This window comes from Burkholderia sp. APQ4-4ca (genome assembly GCF_057837105.1).
This window is the reverse complement of the sequence record NZ_JBYQCG010000225.1, coordinates 21,978-39,880: the sequence shown is the minus strand read 5'-3', so window position 1 is coordinate 39,880 and position 17,903 is coordinate 21,978. Positions and strand designations below refer to the sequence as shown.

Below are 17,903 nucleotides of genomic sequence, written 5' to 3'. Positions count from 1 at the left end.
ATTGCGCGCCACTGGCTGACGCGTCGCTCCAGCGTTCGACGCATGCTATCCGGAAACCGATCGGGGTGAGCTTCCTGCAGCTTGGCCAGCAACGTAACAGCCTTCAGACGCGGTGCATGGCGCAGCAGTGGCACCACCTCCGTCTCCCAGACGTCAGCGAACGGATCGGATCGGGTGCGCCACGTTCTCGACGCTCTCTGCGACGGCAGCGGCGCACCGCGCTCGATTCGACGCGCCGTTCGAACGCTCATGCCAGCCATGGCCGCTGCGACTTCTTGGGTGTGATGTTTGCGCTTGTTCATATAGAGGCGGACCTGCTGGTCCGTAATGTAGGTTCCGGGCATGGCTGTTCTTCTTTTGGAAGACGATCAGCCATCCTAAAACCCCATCCGTCCGGCGCCGCCGGTGGGGAAGCGCCTACGGCGGCTACGCCGCCTTCGTCGTTTCCCCACCGGCCAAGGTAATTGTCGTCAAACCGGCCAAGATAATTGTCGCCGTCTAGATCGCCGTCTCGTTACCGGAAATTGCCGTCCGGCACACTCGCGCCGTCGCCGCCGGCCAGCCCGGCCGCGATGTATTCCAGCGCACCGCACGCGGCCGGATCGTAGCCGTCGAGATGCGCGACGCGCTCGACGAAGCGTGCGTCGCGCAACAGCGCCAGCACATCGGCCAGCGGCCGCACATCGAGCCGCGCGCGTTCGCATGCGAAGTAATAGTCCTCGTCGACGACCGGGATGAAGTCCAGCCCGAAATGACGGGCAGCCGGCTCGACGCCGAAACCGAGATCGGCCATGCCGCTCGCGACGAACGCCGCGATCGCCGAATGCGTGAGTTCGGCCGACGCATAGCCGTCGATGCGCTCCGGATCGATGCCGATCGCGCGCAGCGCGAGATCGAGCAGCATCCGCGTGCCCGACCCCGGCTGGCGGTTGACGAAGCGGATGTCGTTGCGTGCCAGATCCACAAGCCCGCGCACCTGTTTCGGGTTGCCGCGGGGGACGAACAGCCCCTGCTGGCGGCGCGTCAGGTGGATCAGTACGTGGCGCGTGTCGTCGAGCCACGGCCGGTAGATTTGCGCGCACTGCGCGCGAAACGCACCGCGCGGCAAATGGAAGCCGGCGAGGTCGCATTCGCCGCGCGCAAGCGCCTGCACGGCCTCGACGCTCTCTCGGTATTTGATGTCGACGGACGCCTGCGCATCGACGAGCGCGGAAACGAGCGTCGCCACCGCATACCCGTGCGACGCATGAATGCGCACGGCCCCGTCGCGCTGCGCGAGCCGCCGGTTCAACTCGCTGGCCACTTCGGCCGCCAGCGTGCGCAGGTTCCCGTCGAGGCGGCTGCGCGCCAGGCGCTGCGCGTCGACGACCGCCTGCCCGAGCGCCGACAACGTCGAACCCTTGCCGCGCGCGGTTTCGATCAACTCGCCGCCGATGCACGACTCCAGCGCGCGGAGCATGCCCCACGCGTGCCGGTACGACAGCCCCTTGGCTTGCGCGGCCTGCGAGATGCTGCCCGTATCGGCCACGAGCTCCAGCAGCGGCGCGACGTCGGACAGGCTGGCCGACCGGCCTTCGGTGTCGCGTACGGTCAGATACGCGTCGCATTCGATCCGAATCAATTATGCACTCCGATTTCCTATTGCGACCGCGAAATCTTCCGCTTATCGTTGGTGAAAATCAATCAGAACGAAGTCCCGCTGCGCACTATATGAATTTCGAGCGCATATGAGACTTTGGAGGAGCATAACCGATGTCCCCGAATTCCCCTGCGCCCGATGCGCTCGTCGAGCGCCATGCGCGCGCCGACCGGTCGCTCGTCGCGATCCTGCATGCGATCCAGGACGATGCGGGCTACGTGCCGTCGGGCTGCGTCGCGCCGCTCGCCAAGGCGCTGAACCTGTCGCGCGCGGAAGTGCACGGCGTCCTGACCTACTACCACCATTTCCGCACCGCGCCGCCCGCGCGCGTGACGATCCAGATGTGCCGCGCCGAAGCGTGCCGCAGCATGGGCTGCGAAACGCTCGCCGCCCACGCGGAAGCTCGCACCGGCTGCCGGTTCGACGCCGCGCACGGCGATGGCGCCGCGGGCCGCACGCCGGACGACGTCGCGCTCGAATCGGTCTACTGCCTCGGACTGTGCGCGCAATCGCCGTCGATGACGGTCAACGGCGTGCTCCACGCCAAGGTCACGCCGGAGAAGTTCGACGCGCTGCTGGCCGACGCGGTCGCCCATACGCCGGAGGCCGCATGACGACCCGCATCTACGTTCCGCGCGATTCGTCCGCGCTGGCGCTCGGCGCCGACGCACTCGCCGCCGCGATCGCGGCCGAAGCCGCACGCCGCGGCGTCGCGATCGAACTGGTCCGCAACGGTTCGCGCGGGCTGCTGTGGCTCGAGCCGCTCGTCGAGGTCGGGACGGCCGCGGGCCGCGTCGGCTATGCGAACCTGTCGGCCACCGACGTGCCGGCCCTGTTCGACGCCAACTGGCTCGACGGCGGCGCGCATCCGAGCGGCGTCGGCCTCGTCGACGCGCTGCCCTATCTGGCGCGCCAGCAACGGCTCACGTTCGCGCGGATCGGCCTGACCGATCCACTGTCGATCGACGACTACCTGCAACACGAAGGCCTCGCCGGCCTGAAGAGCGCACTGGCGCTCGACGGCGATGCCGCATGCGAAACGCTGATCGAGTCGGGGCTGCGCGGCCGCGGCGGCGCGGCGTTCCCGGCCGGCATCAAGTGGCGCACCGTGCGGCAAGCCCGCGCCGCGCAGAAATACATCGTCTGCAACGCGGATGAAGGCGATTCCGGCACGTTCTCCGACCGCCTGCTGATGGAATGCGATCCGTACTGCCTGATCGAAGGGATGATCATCGCGGGCGTCGCCACCGGCGCGACGGTCGGCTACATCTACGTGCGCAGCGAATACCCGCACGCGATCGCCACGCTCGAAGCCGCGATCGTCCGCGCGCGCGAAGCCGGCTGGCTCGGCGAGCACGTGCTCGGCTCCGCGCACGCATTCGAGCTGCACGTCGCGAAAGGCGCGGGCTCGTACGTATGCGGCGAGGAAACGGCGCTGCTCGAATCGCTTGAAGGCAAGCGCGGCGTCGTGCGCGCGAAGCCGCCGCTGCCCGCGCTCGCCGGCCTGTTCGGCCAGCCGACTGTGATCAACAACGTGATCACGCTCGCGACCGCGCCCGTGATCTTCGCGCGCGGGGCCGCGTTCTATCGCGACTACGGGATGGGCCGCTCGCGCGGCACGCTGCCGTTCCAGCTTGCCGGCAACATCCGTCACGGCGGCCTCGTCGAGCTCGCGTTCGGCGTCACGCTGCGCGAGCTGCTGTTCGACTTCGGCGGCGGCACGGCCAGCGGTCGGCCGGCTCGCGCGGCGCAGGTCGGCGGCCCGCTCGGCACCTACCTGCCCGATCACCAGTGGGACGTGCCGCTCGACTACGAAGCGTACACGGCGATCGGCGCGGTGGTCGGCCACGGCGGCATCGTGCTGCACGACGACACGTCGAATCTCGCCGAGCTGGCCGAATACGCGATGAAGTTCTGCGCGATCGAATCGTGCGGCAAGTGCACGCCGTGCCGGATCGGTTCGACGCGCGGCGTCGAGACGATCGCGCGGATTCGCGACGGCGACACGTCGGAGCGGCAAATCACGCTGTTGCGCGACCTCTGCGACACGATGCTCGCCGGTTCGCTGTGCGCGATGGGCGGCATGACGCCGTACCCGGTGCTGTCCGCGCTCGACCATTTCCCCGAAGATTTCGGGCTCGCTGCCGGCAAGGATGCCGCGTCGGGCCCGGTCAAGGCTGCGGCCTGACCCAGAAGGAGCCCTGCATGTCCCTCGACACGAACAACGTCCGCCAAGGCGGCTGCGGCTCGGGCCAATGCGCGTGCAAGAGCGCCGCCCAGGCGCGCGCACGCGATCCGCACGACGAAACCGACTACGGCACGCCGCAACGGTACGCCGATACCGACGTCACGCTCGAAATCGACGGCCAGCCGGTCACGGTGCCGGCCGGCACGTCGGTGATGCGCGCGGCGATCGAAGCCGGCGTCAACGTCCCGAAGCTGTGCGCGACCGATTCGCTCGAGCCGTTCGGCTCGTGCCGGCTGTGCCTCGTCGAGATCGAAGGCCGGCGCGGCTATCCGGCGTCGTGCACGACGCCGGCCGAAGCCGGCATGAAGGTGCGCACGCAATCGGACCGGCTGCAGTCGCTGCGCCGCAACGTGATGGAGCTGTACATCTCCGACCACCCGCTCGACTGCCTCACCTGCCCGGCCAACGGCGACTGCGAACTGCAGGACATGGCCGGCGTGGTCGGCCTGCGCGAAGTGCGTTACGGCTTCGATGGCGCGAATCACCTGAAGGACACGAAGGACGAATCGAATCCGTACTTCACGTACGATCCGTCGAAGTGCATCGTCTGCAACCGCTGCGTGCGCGCGTGCGAGGAAACGCAGGGCACGTTCGCGCTGACGATCGCCGCGCGCGGCTTCGAATCGCGTGTCGCCGCCGGCGAAGGCGAATCGTTCATGGCGTCGGAATGCGTGTCGTGCGGCGCTTGCGTGGCCGCCTGCCCGACGGCCACGCTGCAGGAAAAATCCGTCGTGCAGCTCGGGCAGGCCGAGCACTCGGTCGTCACGACCTGCGCGTACTGCGGCGTCGGCTGCTCGTTCAAGGCCGAGATGAAGGGTACGCAGGTCGTGCGCATGACGCCGCACAAGAACGGTCTCGCGAACGAAGGCCACGCATGCGTGAAGGGACGCTTCGCGTGGGGCTATGCGACGCACAAGGACCGCATCACGAAGCCGATGATCCGCGAGAAGATCACCGACCCGTGGCGCGAAGTGAGCTGGGACGAAGCCCTCACCTACGCGGCGACGCAGTTCCGCAAGCTGCAGCAGAAGTACGGCCGCGATTCGATCGGCGGGATTACGTCGTCGCGCTGCACGAACGAGGAAACCTATCTCGTGCAGAAGCTCGTGCGCGCCGCGTTCGGCAACAACAACGTCGATACCTGCGCACGCGTGTGCCACTCGCCGACCGGCTATGGCCTCAAGACGACGCTCGGCGAATCGGCCGGCACGCAGACGTTCGCCTCGGTCGGCCAGGCCGACGTGATCGTCGTGATGGGCGCGAACCCGACCGACGGCCATCCGGTGTTCGGCTCGCGGCTGAAGCGGCGCGTGCGCGAAGGCGCGAAGCTGATCGTGATCGACCCGCGCCGCATCGACGTCGTCGACGGCCCGCACGTGAAGGCCACGCATCATCTCCAGTTGCGCCCCGGCACCAACGTCGCGATCGTCAACGCGCTGGCGCACGTGATCGTCACCGAAGGGCTGGTGGCCGACGCATTCGTCGCCGAGCGCTGCGACACGCGCGCGTTCGAGCAATGGCGCGACTTCGTCGCGCAGGCGGACAATTCGCCCGAGGCGACCGCGGACGTGACGGGCGTGCCGGCCGGGCTGGTGCGCGAGGCCGCGCGCCTGTACGCGACGGGCGGCAACGCCGCGATCTATTACGGCCTGGGCGTGACCGAACACGCGCAAGGCTCGACGACGGTGATGGGCATCGCGAACCTCGCGATGGCAACCGGCAACGTCGGCCGCGAAGGCGTCGGCGTCAATCCGCTGCGCGGCCAGAACAACGTGCAAGGTTCGTGCGACATGGGCTCGTTCCCGCACGAACTGCCCGGCTACCGGCACATCAGCGACGCGGTCGTACGCACGCAGTTCGAACAGGCGTGGTCGGCCACGCTGCAGCCGGAGCCGGGGCTGCGCATCCCGAACATGTTCGACGCGGCGCTCGACGGCAGCTTCAAGGGGCTTTACTGCCAGGGCGAGGACATCGTCCAGTCGGACCCGAACACGCAGCACGTCGCGGCCGCGCTGTCGGCGATGGAATGCATCGTCGTGCAGGACATCTTCCTGAACGAAACCGCGAAATACGCGCACGTGCTGCTGCCGGGCTCGACGTTCCTCGAAAAGGACGGCACGTTCACGAACGCGGAGCGCCGGATCTCGCGCGTGCGCAAGGTGATGCCGCCGCTCGCGGGCTACGCGGACTGGGAGGTCACGCTGCTGCTGTCGCAGGCGCTCGGCTACGACATGCACTACACGCATCCGTCGGAAATCATGGACGAGATCGCGCGGCTCACACCGACCTTCTCGGGCGTGTCGTACGAGAAGCTCGACGCGCTCGGCAGCATCCAGTGGCCGTGCAACGAACACGCGCCGGAAGGCACGCCGACCATGCACATCGACACGTTCGTGCGCGGCAAGGGCCGGTTCGTGATCACCAAGTTCATTCCGACGCCGGAGAAAGTCACGCAGCGCTATCCGCTGATCCTGACGACGGGCCGCATCCTGTCGCAATACAACGTCGGCGCGCAGACGCGCCGGACCGAAAACGTCCGGTGGCATGAAGAGGATCGCCTCGAGATCCATCCGCACGACGCGGAGGATCGCGGGATCCGCACCGGCGACTGGGTCGGCATCGAATCGCGCGCCGGGCAGACCGTGTTGCGCGCGCTGGTGTCCGATCGCATGCAGCCGGGCGTCGTGTACACGACGTTCCACTTCCCCGAATCGGGGGCGAACGTGATCACGACGGAGAGCTCCGACTGGGCGACGAACTGCCCGGAATACAAGGTGACGGCCGTGCAGGTGATGCCGGTTGCGCAACCGTCCGACTGGCAGCAGGCGTATGCGCGCTTCAACTCGGAGCAACTCGATCTGCTCGAGCGCCGCGCCGCCGCGCCGGCAATCGCGACGACGGGCAAGTGAGGCAGCCATGGACCACGACCACCTGATCGACATGGCGAACCAGATCGGCGCGTTCTTCGAATCGATGCCCGATCGCGACGAAGCGCTGGGCGGCATCGCCGAGCATATCCGGCGCTTCTGGGAACCGCGGATGCGTCGCGCGTTGCTCGCCGCGCTCGACGACCCGTCGAGCGAAGCCGGGCAACGCGCGGCGCCGATCGTGCGCGACGCGATCGCCGCGCATCGCGCGTCGCTCGTGCCTGCCGCGGCGCCCGCCTGAGCGCGCGGCTACGCGGACACCGACATGCCCGCGAACCAGCTTTCGCAGTGGCGCAGCAACGCGTTCGCGTCGGTCGCCGTGCGCCCGCGCGCGGCGACATAGCCGTCGGGCCGCAGCAGATAGAACGACGGCCGCGAGCGGCCGTATTCCTGCGCGAGCCCCGCCGCACCGTCGCCTTCGGCATCGGCGACGCGCCACACGCGCACCGCTTCCGGCATGATCCGTTCGAGCCCCTGCACGAGCGCCTGCGCATCGGCCGGGATCGGCGGCACCTCGCCGGCGTCGGCATTCGCCGGCTCTTCCAGCAGCAACAGCGTGAAACTCGCCGGATCGTGAAGATCGTATAGTCGCGCCGTGCCGGGCGCGCGACCGAGCGGCCCGTCGAGCACGTGCACGAGCGCATCGGGCGCGCGCTCGCCCGCGCGCGGGCCGCCGTCGAGCACGCGCTCGAGCGTGAGCGGACTCTTCCGGTACTGCACGCCGAGCTCGCTCACCGTGCGCCTGACCGCGTCGCGCATCGGCCCGAACGACGCGAGCAGCGGCACGACGTGATCGCGCAGCAGCTTCATCGCACCGCGCTCGGCTTCGACGACCTGCGTGACGAAACCGGTCTGCCGCAACACGTCGCGCTCGATCGGATGGCGCTCCGCGTGATACGTGTCGAGCAACCGCTCGGGCGCGCCGGCACGGATCACGCGCGCGAGTTTCCAGCCGAGGTTGAACGCCTCCTGGATGCCGGTGTTCATGCCCTGCGCGCCGGCCGGGCTGTGGACGTGCGCGGCGTCGCCCGCGAAGAACACGCGGCCGTGACGCAGCCGGTCGACCATCCGGCTGTGCAGATGGAAATAGGACGACCACGCGAGATCGCTTGGCGAGATCGATGCGCCGACGCGCGCGCGGATGATCGCGTCGCATTCCTCGAGCGACGGCGCCGCCGCGTCGGGCGACGCGCCGCTGCCGGGCGGCCGGTCCGCGACGAGTCGGTAACGGCCGCCGCCCATCGGAAACAGGCCCGCGATGCCCGCGGGCGTCGTGAACAGGTGGATCTCCTCGTCCGGCCAGTCGGGTATCGCCGCGAAATCGGCCAGCAGGAAAGTCTGTTCGAACGCATGCCCGGCAAAGCCCAGGCCGAGCAGGTGCCTGACCGTGCTGTGCGCGCCGTCGGCGGCAATCAGGTACGACGGGGCGAACGACTCGTCGCGACCGTCGGCGCCGCGCAGCGTCACGTCGAGCGACGTGCCGCCCTTCCCGCCCTTCCCGCCCGTGTCGCACGCGGTCAGCGCCGTACCGCGTTCGACGGTCACGCCCATTCCGGCCAGGTGCTCCGCGAGCAGCCGCTCGGTGATGCTCTGGTCGAGAAACATCAGATACGGATAGCGCGTTTGCAGCGGATCGAAATCGAGCCGCGCGATCACGCGGCCGTCGGCATGCAGTTCGGCGGCATGGGCGCGATGGCCGAGCGCGAGAAACGGTTCGACCGCACGATGCTGCTCCAGCAGTTCGAGCGTGCGCGCCTGGATGCCGATCGCACGCGAAAACGGCGCGGGCGCGACGAGCCGATCGATGATGCGCACCGGCACGCGGGCCCGCGTGAGGCTCATCGCCGCGGCAAGGCCGGTCGGCCCCGCGCCGACGATCAGCACGGGTGGGATATCGGACTGTGTGTCAGCCATGGAGACCTCGATGACACGCGACCCTGCCAGTCTACGCCGCTCCGCGTGACGGGGCCATATGCCGGACGGCCGATGCGCGGCCCCGCCGCGCGGTGTGGGAAAATACGCGCTTTCCGCCAGTTATCGCGTCATGGATTCCGCATTCGACCGGGCGTACGCCGCACATCGTGCGGGCCGCCTCGCCGAGGCCGAGCACGGCTATCGCCACGCGCTCGCCTCCAACCCCGCCAACGCCGACGCGCTGCACCTGTTCGGCGTGCTGCGGCACCAGCAGGGCCAGCATGCCGAGGCAGCCGATCTCGTCGGCCGCGCCGTCGCGCTGCGTCCGGACGATGCCGCGCTGCAGCTCAATCTCGGCAACGCACTGAAAGCGCTCGGCCGGCTCGACGAAGCGATCGACCGATTCCGCAACGCGCTGACGCTCGCACCCGAATTTCCGCTCGCGCACTACAACCTCGGCAACGCGTATGCGGCGCTGCAGCGTCACGACGATGCGATCGACGCGTTCAGCCGGGCGCTGCGGCTCACGCCCGACGACGCGTCGATCCACAACAATCTCGGCAACGCGCTGAACGCGCTCGGCCGCCACGGCGACGCGCTCGCCGCGTTCGGTCGCGCGCTCGAACTCCGGCCCGGGCATGCGGGCGCGCACAACAACCTCGCGATGGCGCTGAGCGCGATGGGTCGCGCCGACGATGCGATCGCGCACTTCCAGGCCGCGATCGCCGCGCAGCCGCGGTTCGTCGCCGCGCATTTCAATCTCGGCAACACGTTCGATGCGGTAGGCCGGCATGCGGAGGCCGCCGCGGCATTCGAAGCCGCGCTCGCGCTGCACCCCCCGTTTCCGCTCGCGCTGTTCGGGCTCGCGAACGCGCTCTGCGCGCAAGCGCGCCATCGCGACGCGCTGCCCTACTACGAGCGCGCCGTCGGGCTCGATCCGTCGTTCGGGCTCGCATGGCTGAATCTCGGCAACGCGCATCACGCGCTCGGCGCGCACGAGATGGCGCTGCGCGCATTCGACCAGGCGCTGCGCGTCGCGCCCGATCTCACGCTCGCGCGACTGCATCGCGCGGTCACGCTGCTGACGCTGCGCGACTTCACGCGCGGCCTGCCCGCGTACGAAGCGCGCCACGAGACGCCCGGCGCGACGCCGCTCGGCGCGCTGCCGCGCTGGCAGGGCGAGCCGATTGCGTCGCGCACGCTGCTGATCCGCGCGGAACAGGGGTTCGGCGATACGCTGCAGTTCGTCCGCTTCGTGCCGCAGGTGCGCGCACGCTGCGCGCGGGTCATGCTCGAGGTTCAGCCCGAACTCGTCGCACTGCTGACGCCGGCCGCGGCGCGCTGGCGCGTGACGCTCGTCCCGCAAGGCACCGCGAAGCCGCCGGCCGCGGACGTCGCCTGCACGCTGATGAGCCTGCCGTTCCTGCTCGGGCTTCAGCCGGAGGACATCGTCGGTTCGCGCTACCTCGATGCGCCCGACGGCGCCCGGCGGCGCTTTCGCGGCTCGCTCGGCGGGCAGTCGAAGCGCAAGTTCGGCCTCGCATGGTCGGGGCGCCGGCAGGCGCAGGAAAACCGCTCGATGCCGTTCGACGCGCTCGCGCCGCTGCTCGCGCTGCCGGACATCGACTGGATCGTGCTGCAGCCCGCGCTGGACGACGAAGAACGGGCGCGCGTCGACGCGCATCCGCGCGTGCATCGCCTCGACGGCCGGCTGAACGACTTTGCCGATACGGCCGCGCTGATCGAGCGGCTCGACGGCGTCGTCACGATCGACACGGCCGTCGCGCACCTCGCGGGCGCGCTCGGCAAGCCGCTGTGGGTCATGCTGCCGTTCGCGGCCGACTGGCGCTGGTTCACCGGCGGCGACTGCCCGTGGTACGCGCGCGCCAGCATCGCCCGCCAGCCTGCGCCGGGCGCGTGGCCCGACGTGGCGGCCGCGGTGGCCGGCATGCTGCGCGAAGCCTGACCGCGAACGAACAAGGAAGCGCGATGCGCTCCCTTTTTTCAACGCGATGCGCGGTGGACACCGCGCGCTATGCCGGCCGCCGTCAGGCCGACTTGTACTGGTTGCGCGCGTCGGACGTGCGATACAGCACGAGCGTCGCGATCAAGCCGCAGATCGCGGCCACACTCAACCACATCCCCGGCGCCGCCTTGTTGCCCGTCTGGTGGATCAGCAGCGTCGAGATCGCCGGCGTGAAACCGCCGATCGTCGTTGCCAGGCTGTACGCGAGCGAGAAGCCGGCCGTCCGCACGTCGGCCGGCATCACTTCGGTCAGCGCGACGACCATCGCGCCGTTGTACGACGCGTACAGCAACGACAGCCACAGCTCGACCGCGAGCAGCCGCAGGAACGACGGATCGCCGACGAGCCACAACACGGCCGGGTAAGCCGACAGCAGCGTCAGCACCGTGAACGCGATCAGCACCGGGCGGCGGCCGATGCGATCGGACAGCGCACCGGACAGCGGCAGCCACACGAGATTCGAGATCCCGACGCAGACGGTCACGACGAGCGCGTCGAGAGACGACAGGTGCAGCACTTCCTTGCCGAAGGTCGGCGTGTACGCGGTAATCATGTAGAACGACACCGTCGTCATGATCACCATCCCCATGCCGGCCACCACGACACCCCAGTTGTCGAGCATCGAGCGCATGATCTCGCCCATCGTCGGGCGGTGGCGCTTCGCCAGGAATTCGTCGGTCTCCTTCAGCGAACGGCGGATCAGGAACAGGAACGGCACGATCAGGCAGCCGATCAGGAACGGAATGCGCCAGCCCCACGCGGTCATTTCCTCGACCGGCAGCGCGCGGTTCAGCACGACGCCGACGAACGCGGCGAACACGACGGCGACCTGCTGGCTGCCCGACTGCCACGACGTATAGAACCCCTTGTGGCCCTTCGTCGCGATCTCCGACAGATAGACCGACACGCCGCCGAGTTCGACGCCCGCCGAAAAGCCCTGCAACAACCGGCCGAGCAGCACGAGCACCGGCGCGAGCACGCCGATCGTCGCATAGCCCGGTATCGCGGCCACGGTGAGCGTGCCGATCGCCATCAGCCCGAGGGTCAGGATCAGCCCCTTACGGCGGCCGTGATGGTCGATGTACGCGCCGAGCACGATCGCACCGACCGGCCGCATCAGGAAGCCCGCGCCGAATACCGACAGCGACAGCATCAGCGACGCGAAGGCGTTGCCGCTCGGAAAGTATGTTTTCGCGATGGCCGACGCGTAATACCCGTAGACCATGAAGTCGTACATTTCCAGGAAGTTGCCGCTGACGACGCGGAAGACGGTGCGGACTTTCGATTCCTGCGCGATGGCAGGCGACGCTGTGGACATGTTTTCTCGCTCAGCTCGGATGGCGCGCATACCGCGCCGCATGGATCCGGCGACGCGCGCCGCGCCGGACCGGGCCGACGCGCACGGGCATCGCTGCCCGCCGGCGGCACCGCGCGTAACGGCGCGCCGCCGGCATGATTCGCGAATCATGCCACGGCAAGCCGACATTTGCCTTGTAGCGCGCTCGTCACCGGCGTCGCGGTGGCCGCCTCGTACAAGTCGCCCGGAAACGGGCACAAGAATCAGATCGATCCGATCGACCGACCTTCGCCGGCTGACCACAATGTCAGGATTTGCGACGACATTTTCACGCCGCGTCGGCACGGGTCGCCCGTGTCGCACGACGCCCCCGCCATGATCCCATTCCCCCTCGTCCCGGTCGAAGGCGCGCTTGCCCGCCCTCGCGCCACCCCGCTCGACCACGTCCCGCCGTTCGGCCGCGAATGGCGATTTAGCGACGCACGGGGTGCCGGGCCCGGCAGGCACTGCCTCGCGACCCTGACAACGTCCTGCATCGATGTCGACCGACCGCACCGCGCGTGCCAATGGCAGCCGCTATCCGTGACGGCGGCGCTGCCGGCCTCGGCCGGGTTGACTGTCACGCCGGCTGTCGTCCCCGGCCGGCGCTTGCGCCATCCGGCCCGCCGCCCTCGCGACCGGCGCGCGATGTACGCCGCCTGCTGGAGCATCGGCACACTCGGCATCATCGGCTGGCTGATCGGCGCGTACGAGCCACCGGCGGGTTTCGGCTCCCCGTACACGATTCAAGCCGCCGATGGTGCGCCCGCGCACACCACGATATCGACCGGCACCGTACGTGTCGCCGAGGCTGAACCGGCCCCGTCGACGAACGCCATGCCGCGGCGCAAGATGGCGACGCGTGTCGCGAACACGACGGAATCGTCGCCCGCCGCGCACCACATTCCGCTCCGCCACGCGTCGCTTCACCCGCAAGCGACCTCCGAGGTGCGGCACGCCGCCCCTGCTTCGCCACGTCGGGCAACGGGCCCGCGCACGACGCAAGCATCGCCCCGCACACCGGTCGTGCCGCGACCGGCTGCGCATGCGCCGCTCCCGCGCGCCGCGGGCGACACCCGCACACGCGATCGGCTCGCCCGGCCGCCGCGCATGGCAGACACGCGCGATACGCGCGACTCGCTCGACGATCCGGCCACGTTGATTGCCATCGCGAACGCGCTGCCCGTAACGCAGCCGACACACGCGCCCGCGGCCGGCTTCGACTGGACGACGCGACTGTCGCATCGCCGCTTGACCGACGTGCCGGACGCGTTCGCGCATTGACGTCCGCCCAATAAAAACCCCGGCGAAGATCGCTTCGCCGGGGTTTTCGCTCGTCTCGTTCCGTCCGTTCGACGAATCGTTACTTGTGCATGGACAGCCCCGTTTCGGTCTGCTTCTCGAGTTGCCGCACCTGCTCCTGCAGATCGCGCAACTGCAACTGCGCCGCCCGCTTCTCGACCTGCAGCGCCTGCGCCTGCTCCTGCGCCGACTTCTGCCGCTGCGCGACTTCGGCCTGCTGGCTGCGCGCGACGCTCAAGTCGGCCTGCAACTGCTGCGCACGATTCGCCTGCAGCGCGATCACGCGTTCGAGAAATGCCTTCTGCGCCTGCAGCTCGGTCCGGCGAATCTCGATATCGGCGAGCTGCGCCGTCTGCTGAACGAAATTCGCGTACACCATCTCCGCGCGATTCTTTTCCTGCGAACGGATCACGCGCCACAGGTTCTTGTCCTGGAACAAGGCGACGTAATACGTCATCTCGCGCGGATCGAACATCAGGCTCGCACCGTAACTGCCGTTGTAGGTCGTGCGCATCTCGACGATCCGGCCGTCGTGCAGCATCTGCGTCAGCTCGGCGACGTTGCCTTGCGCGGCGGTGTCCGACGCGGCCGAGGCCGATGGCGCCGACGACGCGCTGCCGCTCAGGCTCGTGACTGCCGGACGCGTACCGGCGACGGGTGCGGTCGCATCGGCGGACCAGGCCGCGCCCGCTTGCGCGCAGGCGGCCAGCGCAACGATCCACGTTGCGCATCGTGCAGGGAAGAAGTTTCGGAAAGCCAACGTCAGACTCCGGCGAACAAATCGGAACTGGCGATTATCGTGCAAAACGAAACGGCCGCATCTCGAATTTATCGGGATGCGGCCGGCCTGCGTGCCACGCGAAAAATACGGCGTGCTACAAGCGCGTTTCGCGTGCCGCGCGCAGGAACGCGTCGAGCAGCGGCGTGCAGTCGAGCAGTTCGGAACCGCCCGCGCGATGGAACTCCGGATGCCACTGCACGCCGACGACGAACGGCGAACGACGATGGCGAATGCCTTCGATGATCCCGTCGCCGGCCGACACGGCCTCGATGTTCAGATCGCGACCGAGATCGCGGATCGCCTGGTGGTGAATCGAGTTGACGATCGCTTCGCTGCGCCCCGGGAACATGCTCGCGAGCGTCGACGAATCGGGAAAGCGGATCGCGTGACGATGCTGGTCGTAATGCTCGCTCACGTGCGCGTTCGCGGTCGGCACGTCGGTGGCGATGTCCTGGTACAGCGAACCGCCGAACGCGACGTTGATCAACTGGCAGCCGCGACATACGCCGAGCACGGGTTTGCCGGACTCGACGAATTCGTGCAGCAGCTCGAGCTCGTACATGTCGCGCACGCGATCGCCGGGCCATTCGGGGCGCGCGTCCGACGCCGCGTAGGTCTGCGGCGACACGTCGGCGCCGCCCTGCAGCAGCAGGCCGTCGAGATGCTTCGCGTAATCGCGCAGACGGATGTTGCTCGGATGGATCATGCCTTGATGGCCGACGGTCGGAATCATGAACACGAGCACGTCGCGCGACATCACCCAGTGGGCGATCGATTCCTCGAGATACTGCAGCGTCTTGCCGCGCAGCCCCTTCGCACCCGGCTCCGGATGGAAGATCCGCGCCGATACGCCGATGCGCAGCGTGCGTTGCGTGATGCGCTGGCCGGCGCGGTCGAACAGCCGCCGTGCGCGGGCCGCGACGATCCGGCCGAATACCGACCACGGCGTGTCGCTCTGCTTCAGATAGGCGGACGGCGCATTCTGCGCGCTCGCCGGCGGCGGTCGCGGCGTGTCGAAATCGGGCGGCGCGCCGAAGCCGGGCGGCGGCGCGCCTGGCTTCAGCGGTGCGACCGCGGCAGCGTCATCGCCGACGGCGCCTGCCGCACCGGGCGCGCCCGGCTCGGAGGCGGCCGTGACGGGCGATGCGCCGTCATCGGCGACATGCTCCGCGGCGGCCTGCGTGGCCGGCGCATCGGGCGTTTTCGCCGGATCGGGACGAGGGGAATCGGAAGAAGCGGAAGAGGTGCCGGGCAGACCGGCCGGGGAAGGCGTGTTTTCGCTCATGACGATAGTCTGATGCGTCGCTCGCGCGTAGGGATAGACGAGGATTCATTATGCTTCAGTGCACGATCGCGCGGTAAACCTGCAACATCCTGTCGATATTGTTGCAAGTGGCGGCCACCCGCACCGGGATCGTTACCCCGTATCGCCGCGCTGGACATCAGTGATATATCACAATAATATCCAGCGATCGTCCACGCTTCCCGAGCCTCCACGCCATGATCGCGCCCTTCCCGGCCACCGCGCCGCAACCGGCATGAGTACCGTGAACGACCTTACCCCCCACCGCGCCGCCGCGTCGCCGGCCAGTCTCGCCGACCGCGCGTACGCGCTGATCCAGCGGGACATCATCACGATGCGCCTGAAGCCGGGCGCCGCGCTGAACGAAGCCGACCTCGTCGCGCGCACGGGCATCGGCCGCACGCCGGTGCACCAAGCCGTGCATCGGCTCGTGCTCGAAGGGCTGCTGTCGGTGATCCCGCGCAAGGGCTTGATGGTGCAGCCGCTGTCGCTCGACGACATCGTCGCGGTGATCGACGTGCGGCGCATCAACGAAGCGCACTGCGCCGACCTCGCCGCGCGCCATGCGACCCCCGACGATCTCGCGCGCCTGGCCGCGCTGCTCGACGACGGGCAGGCCTGTGTCGACACCCACGACGTCGAGGGCATGATGGAGCTCGACCGCGCGTTTCATCAGACGATCGCGGCGGCCACGCGCAATGCGGTGCTCGCCGACATCCTGCGCGCGCTGCACGAGCGCTCGCTGCGCTTCTGGTTCGTCACGCTGTCCGAACCACACCATCTCGCCGACGTCCAGCACGAGCACCGCGCGCTGTTCGACCGGCTGTCCGCACGCGACGCCGCCGGCGCGCGCGCAGCCGTCGAGAGCCATATCGATTCGTTCCGCTCCACGCTTCTCCAACATCTTCGCCCCTGAGCCGCCATGACCACTTTCACGCCGTTCCCCCCGCTCGCCCAGCTCGCCGCCGACCTCGCCGCCGGCCGGACCACGAGCCGCGCGCTCGTCGACACCGCACTCGACCGGATCGCCGATCCGTCGGGCCAGGGCGCCGTCGTCTTCACCGAAGTCGATGCCGACAACGCCCGCGCGGCCGCCGACGCGCACGACCGGCTGCGCGCCGCGGGCACCGTGCTGTCGCCGCTCGCGGGCATTCCCGTGTCGATCAAGGACCTGTTCGACGTCGCGGGCCAGGTCACGCGCGCGGGGTCGCGCGTACTCGACGGCGCGCCGGCCGCGCGCACCGATGCGGTCGCCGTCGCGCGGCTCAAGCGCGCGGGCGCGGTGCTGGTCGGCCGCACCAACATGAGCGAGTTCGCGTTCTCGGGGCTCGGGCTGAATCCGCACTTCGGCAACCCGCGCTCGCCGTACCACCGCGACGTGCCGGGCGATGCGCGGATTTCGGGCGGCTCGTCGTCGGGGGCGGCCGCGTCGGTCGCCGACGGGATGGCCGCCGTCGCGCTCGGCACCGACACCGGCGGCTCGATCCGCATTCCGGCCGCGCTGTGCGGGCTGACCGGCTTCAAGCCGACCGCGAGCCGGATTCCGACGCAAGGCGGCGTGCCGCTGTCGACGACGCTCGACTCGTTCGGCCCGATCGGCCTGACGGTCGCGTGCTGCGCGATGGTCGACCGGATGCTCGCGGGGCTCGAGCCGCACGTGCCGGCCGCCCGGCCGCTCGAAGGCGTACGGCTCGGCGTGCTGACGAACTATGTGACGGATGGCGTCGATGCCGACGTCGCGGCGGCGCTCGACACCGCGCTCAAGCATCTCGAAGCGGCCGGCGCGATCGTCACCGAAGTACGCTTCCCCGCGCTCGACCGGCTGCCGGAAATCAACCGTTTCGGCTTCTCGCCGATCGAAGCGTACGCATGGCATCGTCCGCTGCTCGCCAAGCATCGCGACCAGTACGACCCGCGCGTGCTGACGCGGATCCTGAAAGGCGAACCCGCAAGCGCGGCCGACTATCTCGACCTGCTCGCCGCGCGCGCCGCGATGCTCGACGAAGCCGCGCACACGGTCTGGCCGCGCTTCGATGCGCTCGTCGCGCCGACGGTGCCGGTCGTGCCGCCGCGCATCGCCGAACTCGAAACGGACGACGACGCGTTCACGCGCACCAACGCGCTGATCCTGCGCAACCCGAGCGCGTTCAACTTCCTCGATGCGTGCGGCCTGTCGCTGCCGTGCCATCCGCGCGACGCGGCGCCGGTCGGCCTGATGCTCGCGGCGGCGCCGCATCACGACGACGCGCTGCTCGCGATCGGCCAGTCGGTCGAGGCCGTGCTGAACACGATCCGCTGACCGCACCGGCCGATGGCAAGCCGGTCGCACACCGATCGCCTTCGGCCCGCGCGCGGTGCGGCAGGCTGCCGCACGCGGGCTGTCAGTTTCGTGCCAGATCATTCGCGCTAAAATCGCGCGATTGTTTT

The 17,903-nt window shown here is 69.1% G+C and carries 13 protein-coding genes and 1 pseudogene; 8 read left to right on the top strand and 6 right to left on the bottom strand.

Annotation, left to right across the window (positions count from 1 at the left end; all coding sequences use genetic code 11):
* Nucleotides 1-344, bottom strand: a pseudogene (locus AC3IFE_RS25840) (IS21 family transposase); the annotation flags it as partial.
* A gap of 170 nt (nucleotides 345-514) precedes the next feature.
* Nucleotides 515-1,621 carry a substrate-binding domain-containing protein gene (locus AC3IFE_RS25835; RefSeq protein ID WP_489192862.1) on the bottom strand — a complete coding sequence of 369 codons (1,107 nt, stop codon included), beginning with the start codon at nucleotides 1,619-1,621 and terminating at the stop codon, nucleotides 515-517.
* 131 nt (nucleotides 1,622-1,752) lie between these two features.
* Between AC3IFE_RS25835 and AC3IFE_RS25830 the strand changes: the two genes are divergently transcribed.
* Genes AC3IFE_RS25830 through AC3IFE_RS25815 form a run of 4 tightly spaced genes read left to right on the top strand, consistent with a single transcriptional unit; the run spans nucleotide 1,753 to nucleotide 7,055 of the window.
* Nucleotides 1,753-2,253 carry an NAD(P)H-dependent oxidoreductase subunit E gene (locus AC3IFE_RS25830; protein ID WP_489192860.1) on the top strand — a complete coding sequence of 167 codons (501 nt, stop codon included), beginning with the start codon at nucleotides 1,753-1,755 and terminating at the stop codon, nucleotides 2,251-2,253.
* Nucleotides 2,250-3,827 (top strand): formate dehydrogenase beta subunit, encoded by a 1,578-nt coding sequence (locus AC3IFE_RS25825; RefSeq protein ID WP_489192858.1) that lies wholly within the window; start codon nucleotides 2,250-2,252, stop codon nucleotides 3,825-3,827. Before AC3IFE_RS25830 ends, AC3IFE_RS25825 begins: the two co-directional genes overlap by 4 nt.
* A 17-nt stretch (nucleotides 3,828-3,844) precedes the next feature.
* Nucleotides 3,845-6,796, top strand: coding sequence for a formate dehydrogenase subunit alpha (gene fdhF, locus AC3IFE_RS25820; RefSeq protein ID WP_489192856.1), 2,952 nt, complete (start codon nucleotides 3,845-3,847; stop codon nucleotides 6,794-6,796).
* 7 nt (nucleotides 6,797-6,803) lie between these two features.
* A complete protein-coding gene (locus AC3IFE_RS25815; RefSeq protein ID WP_089466919.1) occupies nucleotides 6,804-7,055 on the top strand; it encodes a formate dehydrogenase subunit delta in 252 nt (83 codons plus the stop codon).
* Nucleotides 7,056-7,063: 8 nt separating this feature from the next.
* Here AC3IFE_RS25815 and AC3IFE_RS25810 read toward each other — a convergent pair whose 3' ends face one another.
* Nucleotides 7,064-8,728 (bottom strand): FAD-dependent monooxygenase, encoded by a 1,665-nt coding sequence (locus tag AC3IFE_RS25810; RefSeq protein WP_489192854.1) that lies wholly within the window; start codon nucleotides 8,726-8,728, stop codon nucleotides 7,064-7,066.
* A 130-nt stretch (nucleotides 8,729-8,858) separates the two neighbouring features.
* Between AC3IFE_RS25810 and AC3IFE_RS25805 the strand changes: the two genes are divergently transcribed.
* Nucleotides 8,859-10,694, top strand: coding sequence for a tetratricopeptide repeat protein (locus AC3IFE_RS25805; protein ID WP_489192852.1), 1,836 nt, complete (start codon nucleotides 8,859-8,861; stop codon nucleotides 10,692-10,694).
* 82 nt (nucleotides 10,695-10,776) lie between these two features.
* Here the strand turns inward: AC3IFE_RS25805 and AC3IFE_RS25800 are convergent, their stop codons facing one another.
* Nucleotides 10,777-12,072 (bottom strand): MFS transporter, encoded by a 1,296-nt coding sequence (locus tag AC3IFE_RS25800; protein ID WP_489192850.1) that lies wholly within the window; start codon nucleotides 12,070-12,072, stop codon nucleotides 10,777-10,779.
* 201 nt (nucleotides 12,073-12,273) lie between these two features.
* On the opposite strand from AC3IFE_RS25800, the gene AC3IFE_RS25795 reads away from it, so the two are divergent.
* On the top strand, nucleotides 12,274-13,374 hold the full coding sequence (locus AC3IFE_RS25795; protein WP_489192848.1) for a hypothetical protein: 1,101 nt from the start codon (nucleotides 12,274-12,276) through the stop codon (nucleotides 13,372-13,374).
* A 79-nt stretch (nucleotides 13,375-13,453) separates the two neighbouring features.
* Here AC3IFE_RS25795 and AC3IFE_RS25790 read toward each other — a convergent pair whose 3' ends face one another.
* On the bottom strand, nucleotides 13,454-14,152 hold the full coding sequence (locus AC3IFE_RS25790; RefSeq protein ID WP_489192846.1) for a DUF2968 domain-containing protein: 699 nt from the start codon (nucleotides 14,150-14,152) through the stop codon (nucleotides 13,454-13,456).
* A 115-nt stretch (nucleotides 14,153-14,267) separates the two neighbouring features.
* Nucleotides 14,268-15,458, bottom strand: a complete 1,191-nt coding sequence (locus AC3IFE_RS25785) for a gamma-glutamyl-gamma-aminobutyrate hydrolase family protein (RefSeq protein ID WP_489192844.1) — start codon at nucleotides 15,456-15,458, stop codon at nucleotides 14,268-14,270.
* 253 nt (nucleotides 15,459-15,711) lie between these two features.
* On the opposite strand from AC3IFE_RS25785, the gene AC3IFE_RS25780 reads away from it, so the two are divergent.
* Nucleotides 15,712-16,392 carry a GntR family transcriptional regulator gene (locus AC3IFE_RS25780; protein WP_489192842.1) on the top strand — a complete coding sequence of 227 codons (681 nt, stop codon included), beginning with the start codon at nucleotides 15,712-15,714 and terminating at the stop codon, nucleotides 16,390-16,392.
* Nucleotides 16,393-16,398: 6 nt separating this feature from the next.
* Entirely contained in the window at nucleotides 16,399-17,775 is a 1,377-nt protein-coding gene (locus AC3IFE_RS25775; protein WP_489192840.1) for an amidase, read from the top strand.
* Nucleotides 17,776-17,903: the final 128 nt, after the last annotated feature.

Excerpts from the sequence above, each read along its gene's own strand:
- AC3IFE_RS25830 (WP_489192860.1), top strand. The coding sequence starts at position 1,753 with ATGTCCCCGAATTCCCCTGCGCCCGATGCGCTCGTCGAGCGCCATGCG.
- AC3IFE_RS25825 (WP_489192858.1), top strand. The coding sequence starts at position 2,250 with ATGACGACCCGCATCTACGTTCCGCGCGATTCGTCCGCGCTGGCGCTC.
- fdhF (WP_489192856.1), top strand. The coding sequence starts at position 3,845 with ATGTCCCTCGACACGAACAACGTCCGCCAAGGCGGCTGCGGCTCGGGC.
- AC3IFE_RS25815 (WP_089466919.1), top strand. The coding sequence starts at position 6,804 with ATGGACCACGACCACCTGATCGACATGGCGAACCAGATCGGCGCGTTC.
- AC3IFE_RS25810 (WP_489192854.1), bottom strand. The coding sequence starts at position 8,728 with ATGGCTGACACACAGTCCGATATCCCACCCGTGCTGATCGTCGGCGCG.
- AC3IFE_RS25805 (WP_489192852.1), top strand. The coding sequence starts at position 8,859 with ATGGATTCCGCATTCGACCGGGCGTACGCCGCACATCGTGCGGGCCGC.
- AC3IFE_RS25800 (WP_489192850.1), bottom strand. The coding sequence starts at position 12,072 with ATGTCCACAGCGTCGCCTGCCATCGCGCAGGAATCGAAAGTCCGCACC.
- AC3IFE_RS25785 (WP_489192844.1), bottom strand. The coding sequence starts at position 15,458 with ATGAGCGAAAACACGCCTTCCCCGGCCGGTCTGCCCGGCACCTCTTCC.
- AC3IFE_RS25780 (WP_489192842.1), top strand. The coding sequence starts at position 15,712 with ATGAGTACCGTGAACGACCTTACCCCCCACCGCGCCGCCGCGTCGCCG.
- AC3IFE_RS25775 (WP_489192840.1), top strand. The coding sequence starts at position 16,399 with ATGACCACTTTCACGCCGTTCCCCCCGCTCGCCCAGCTCGCCGCCGAC.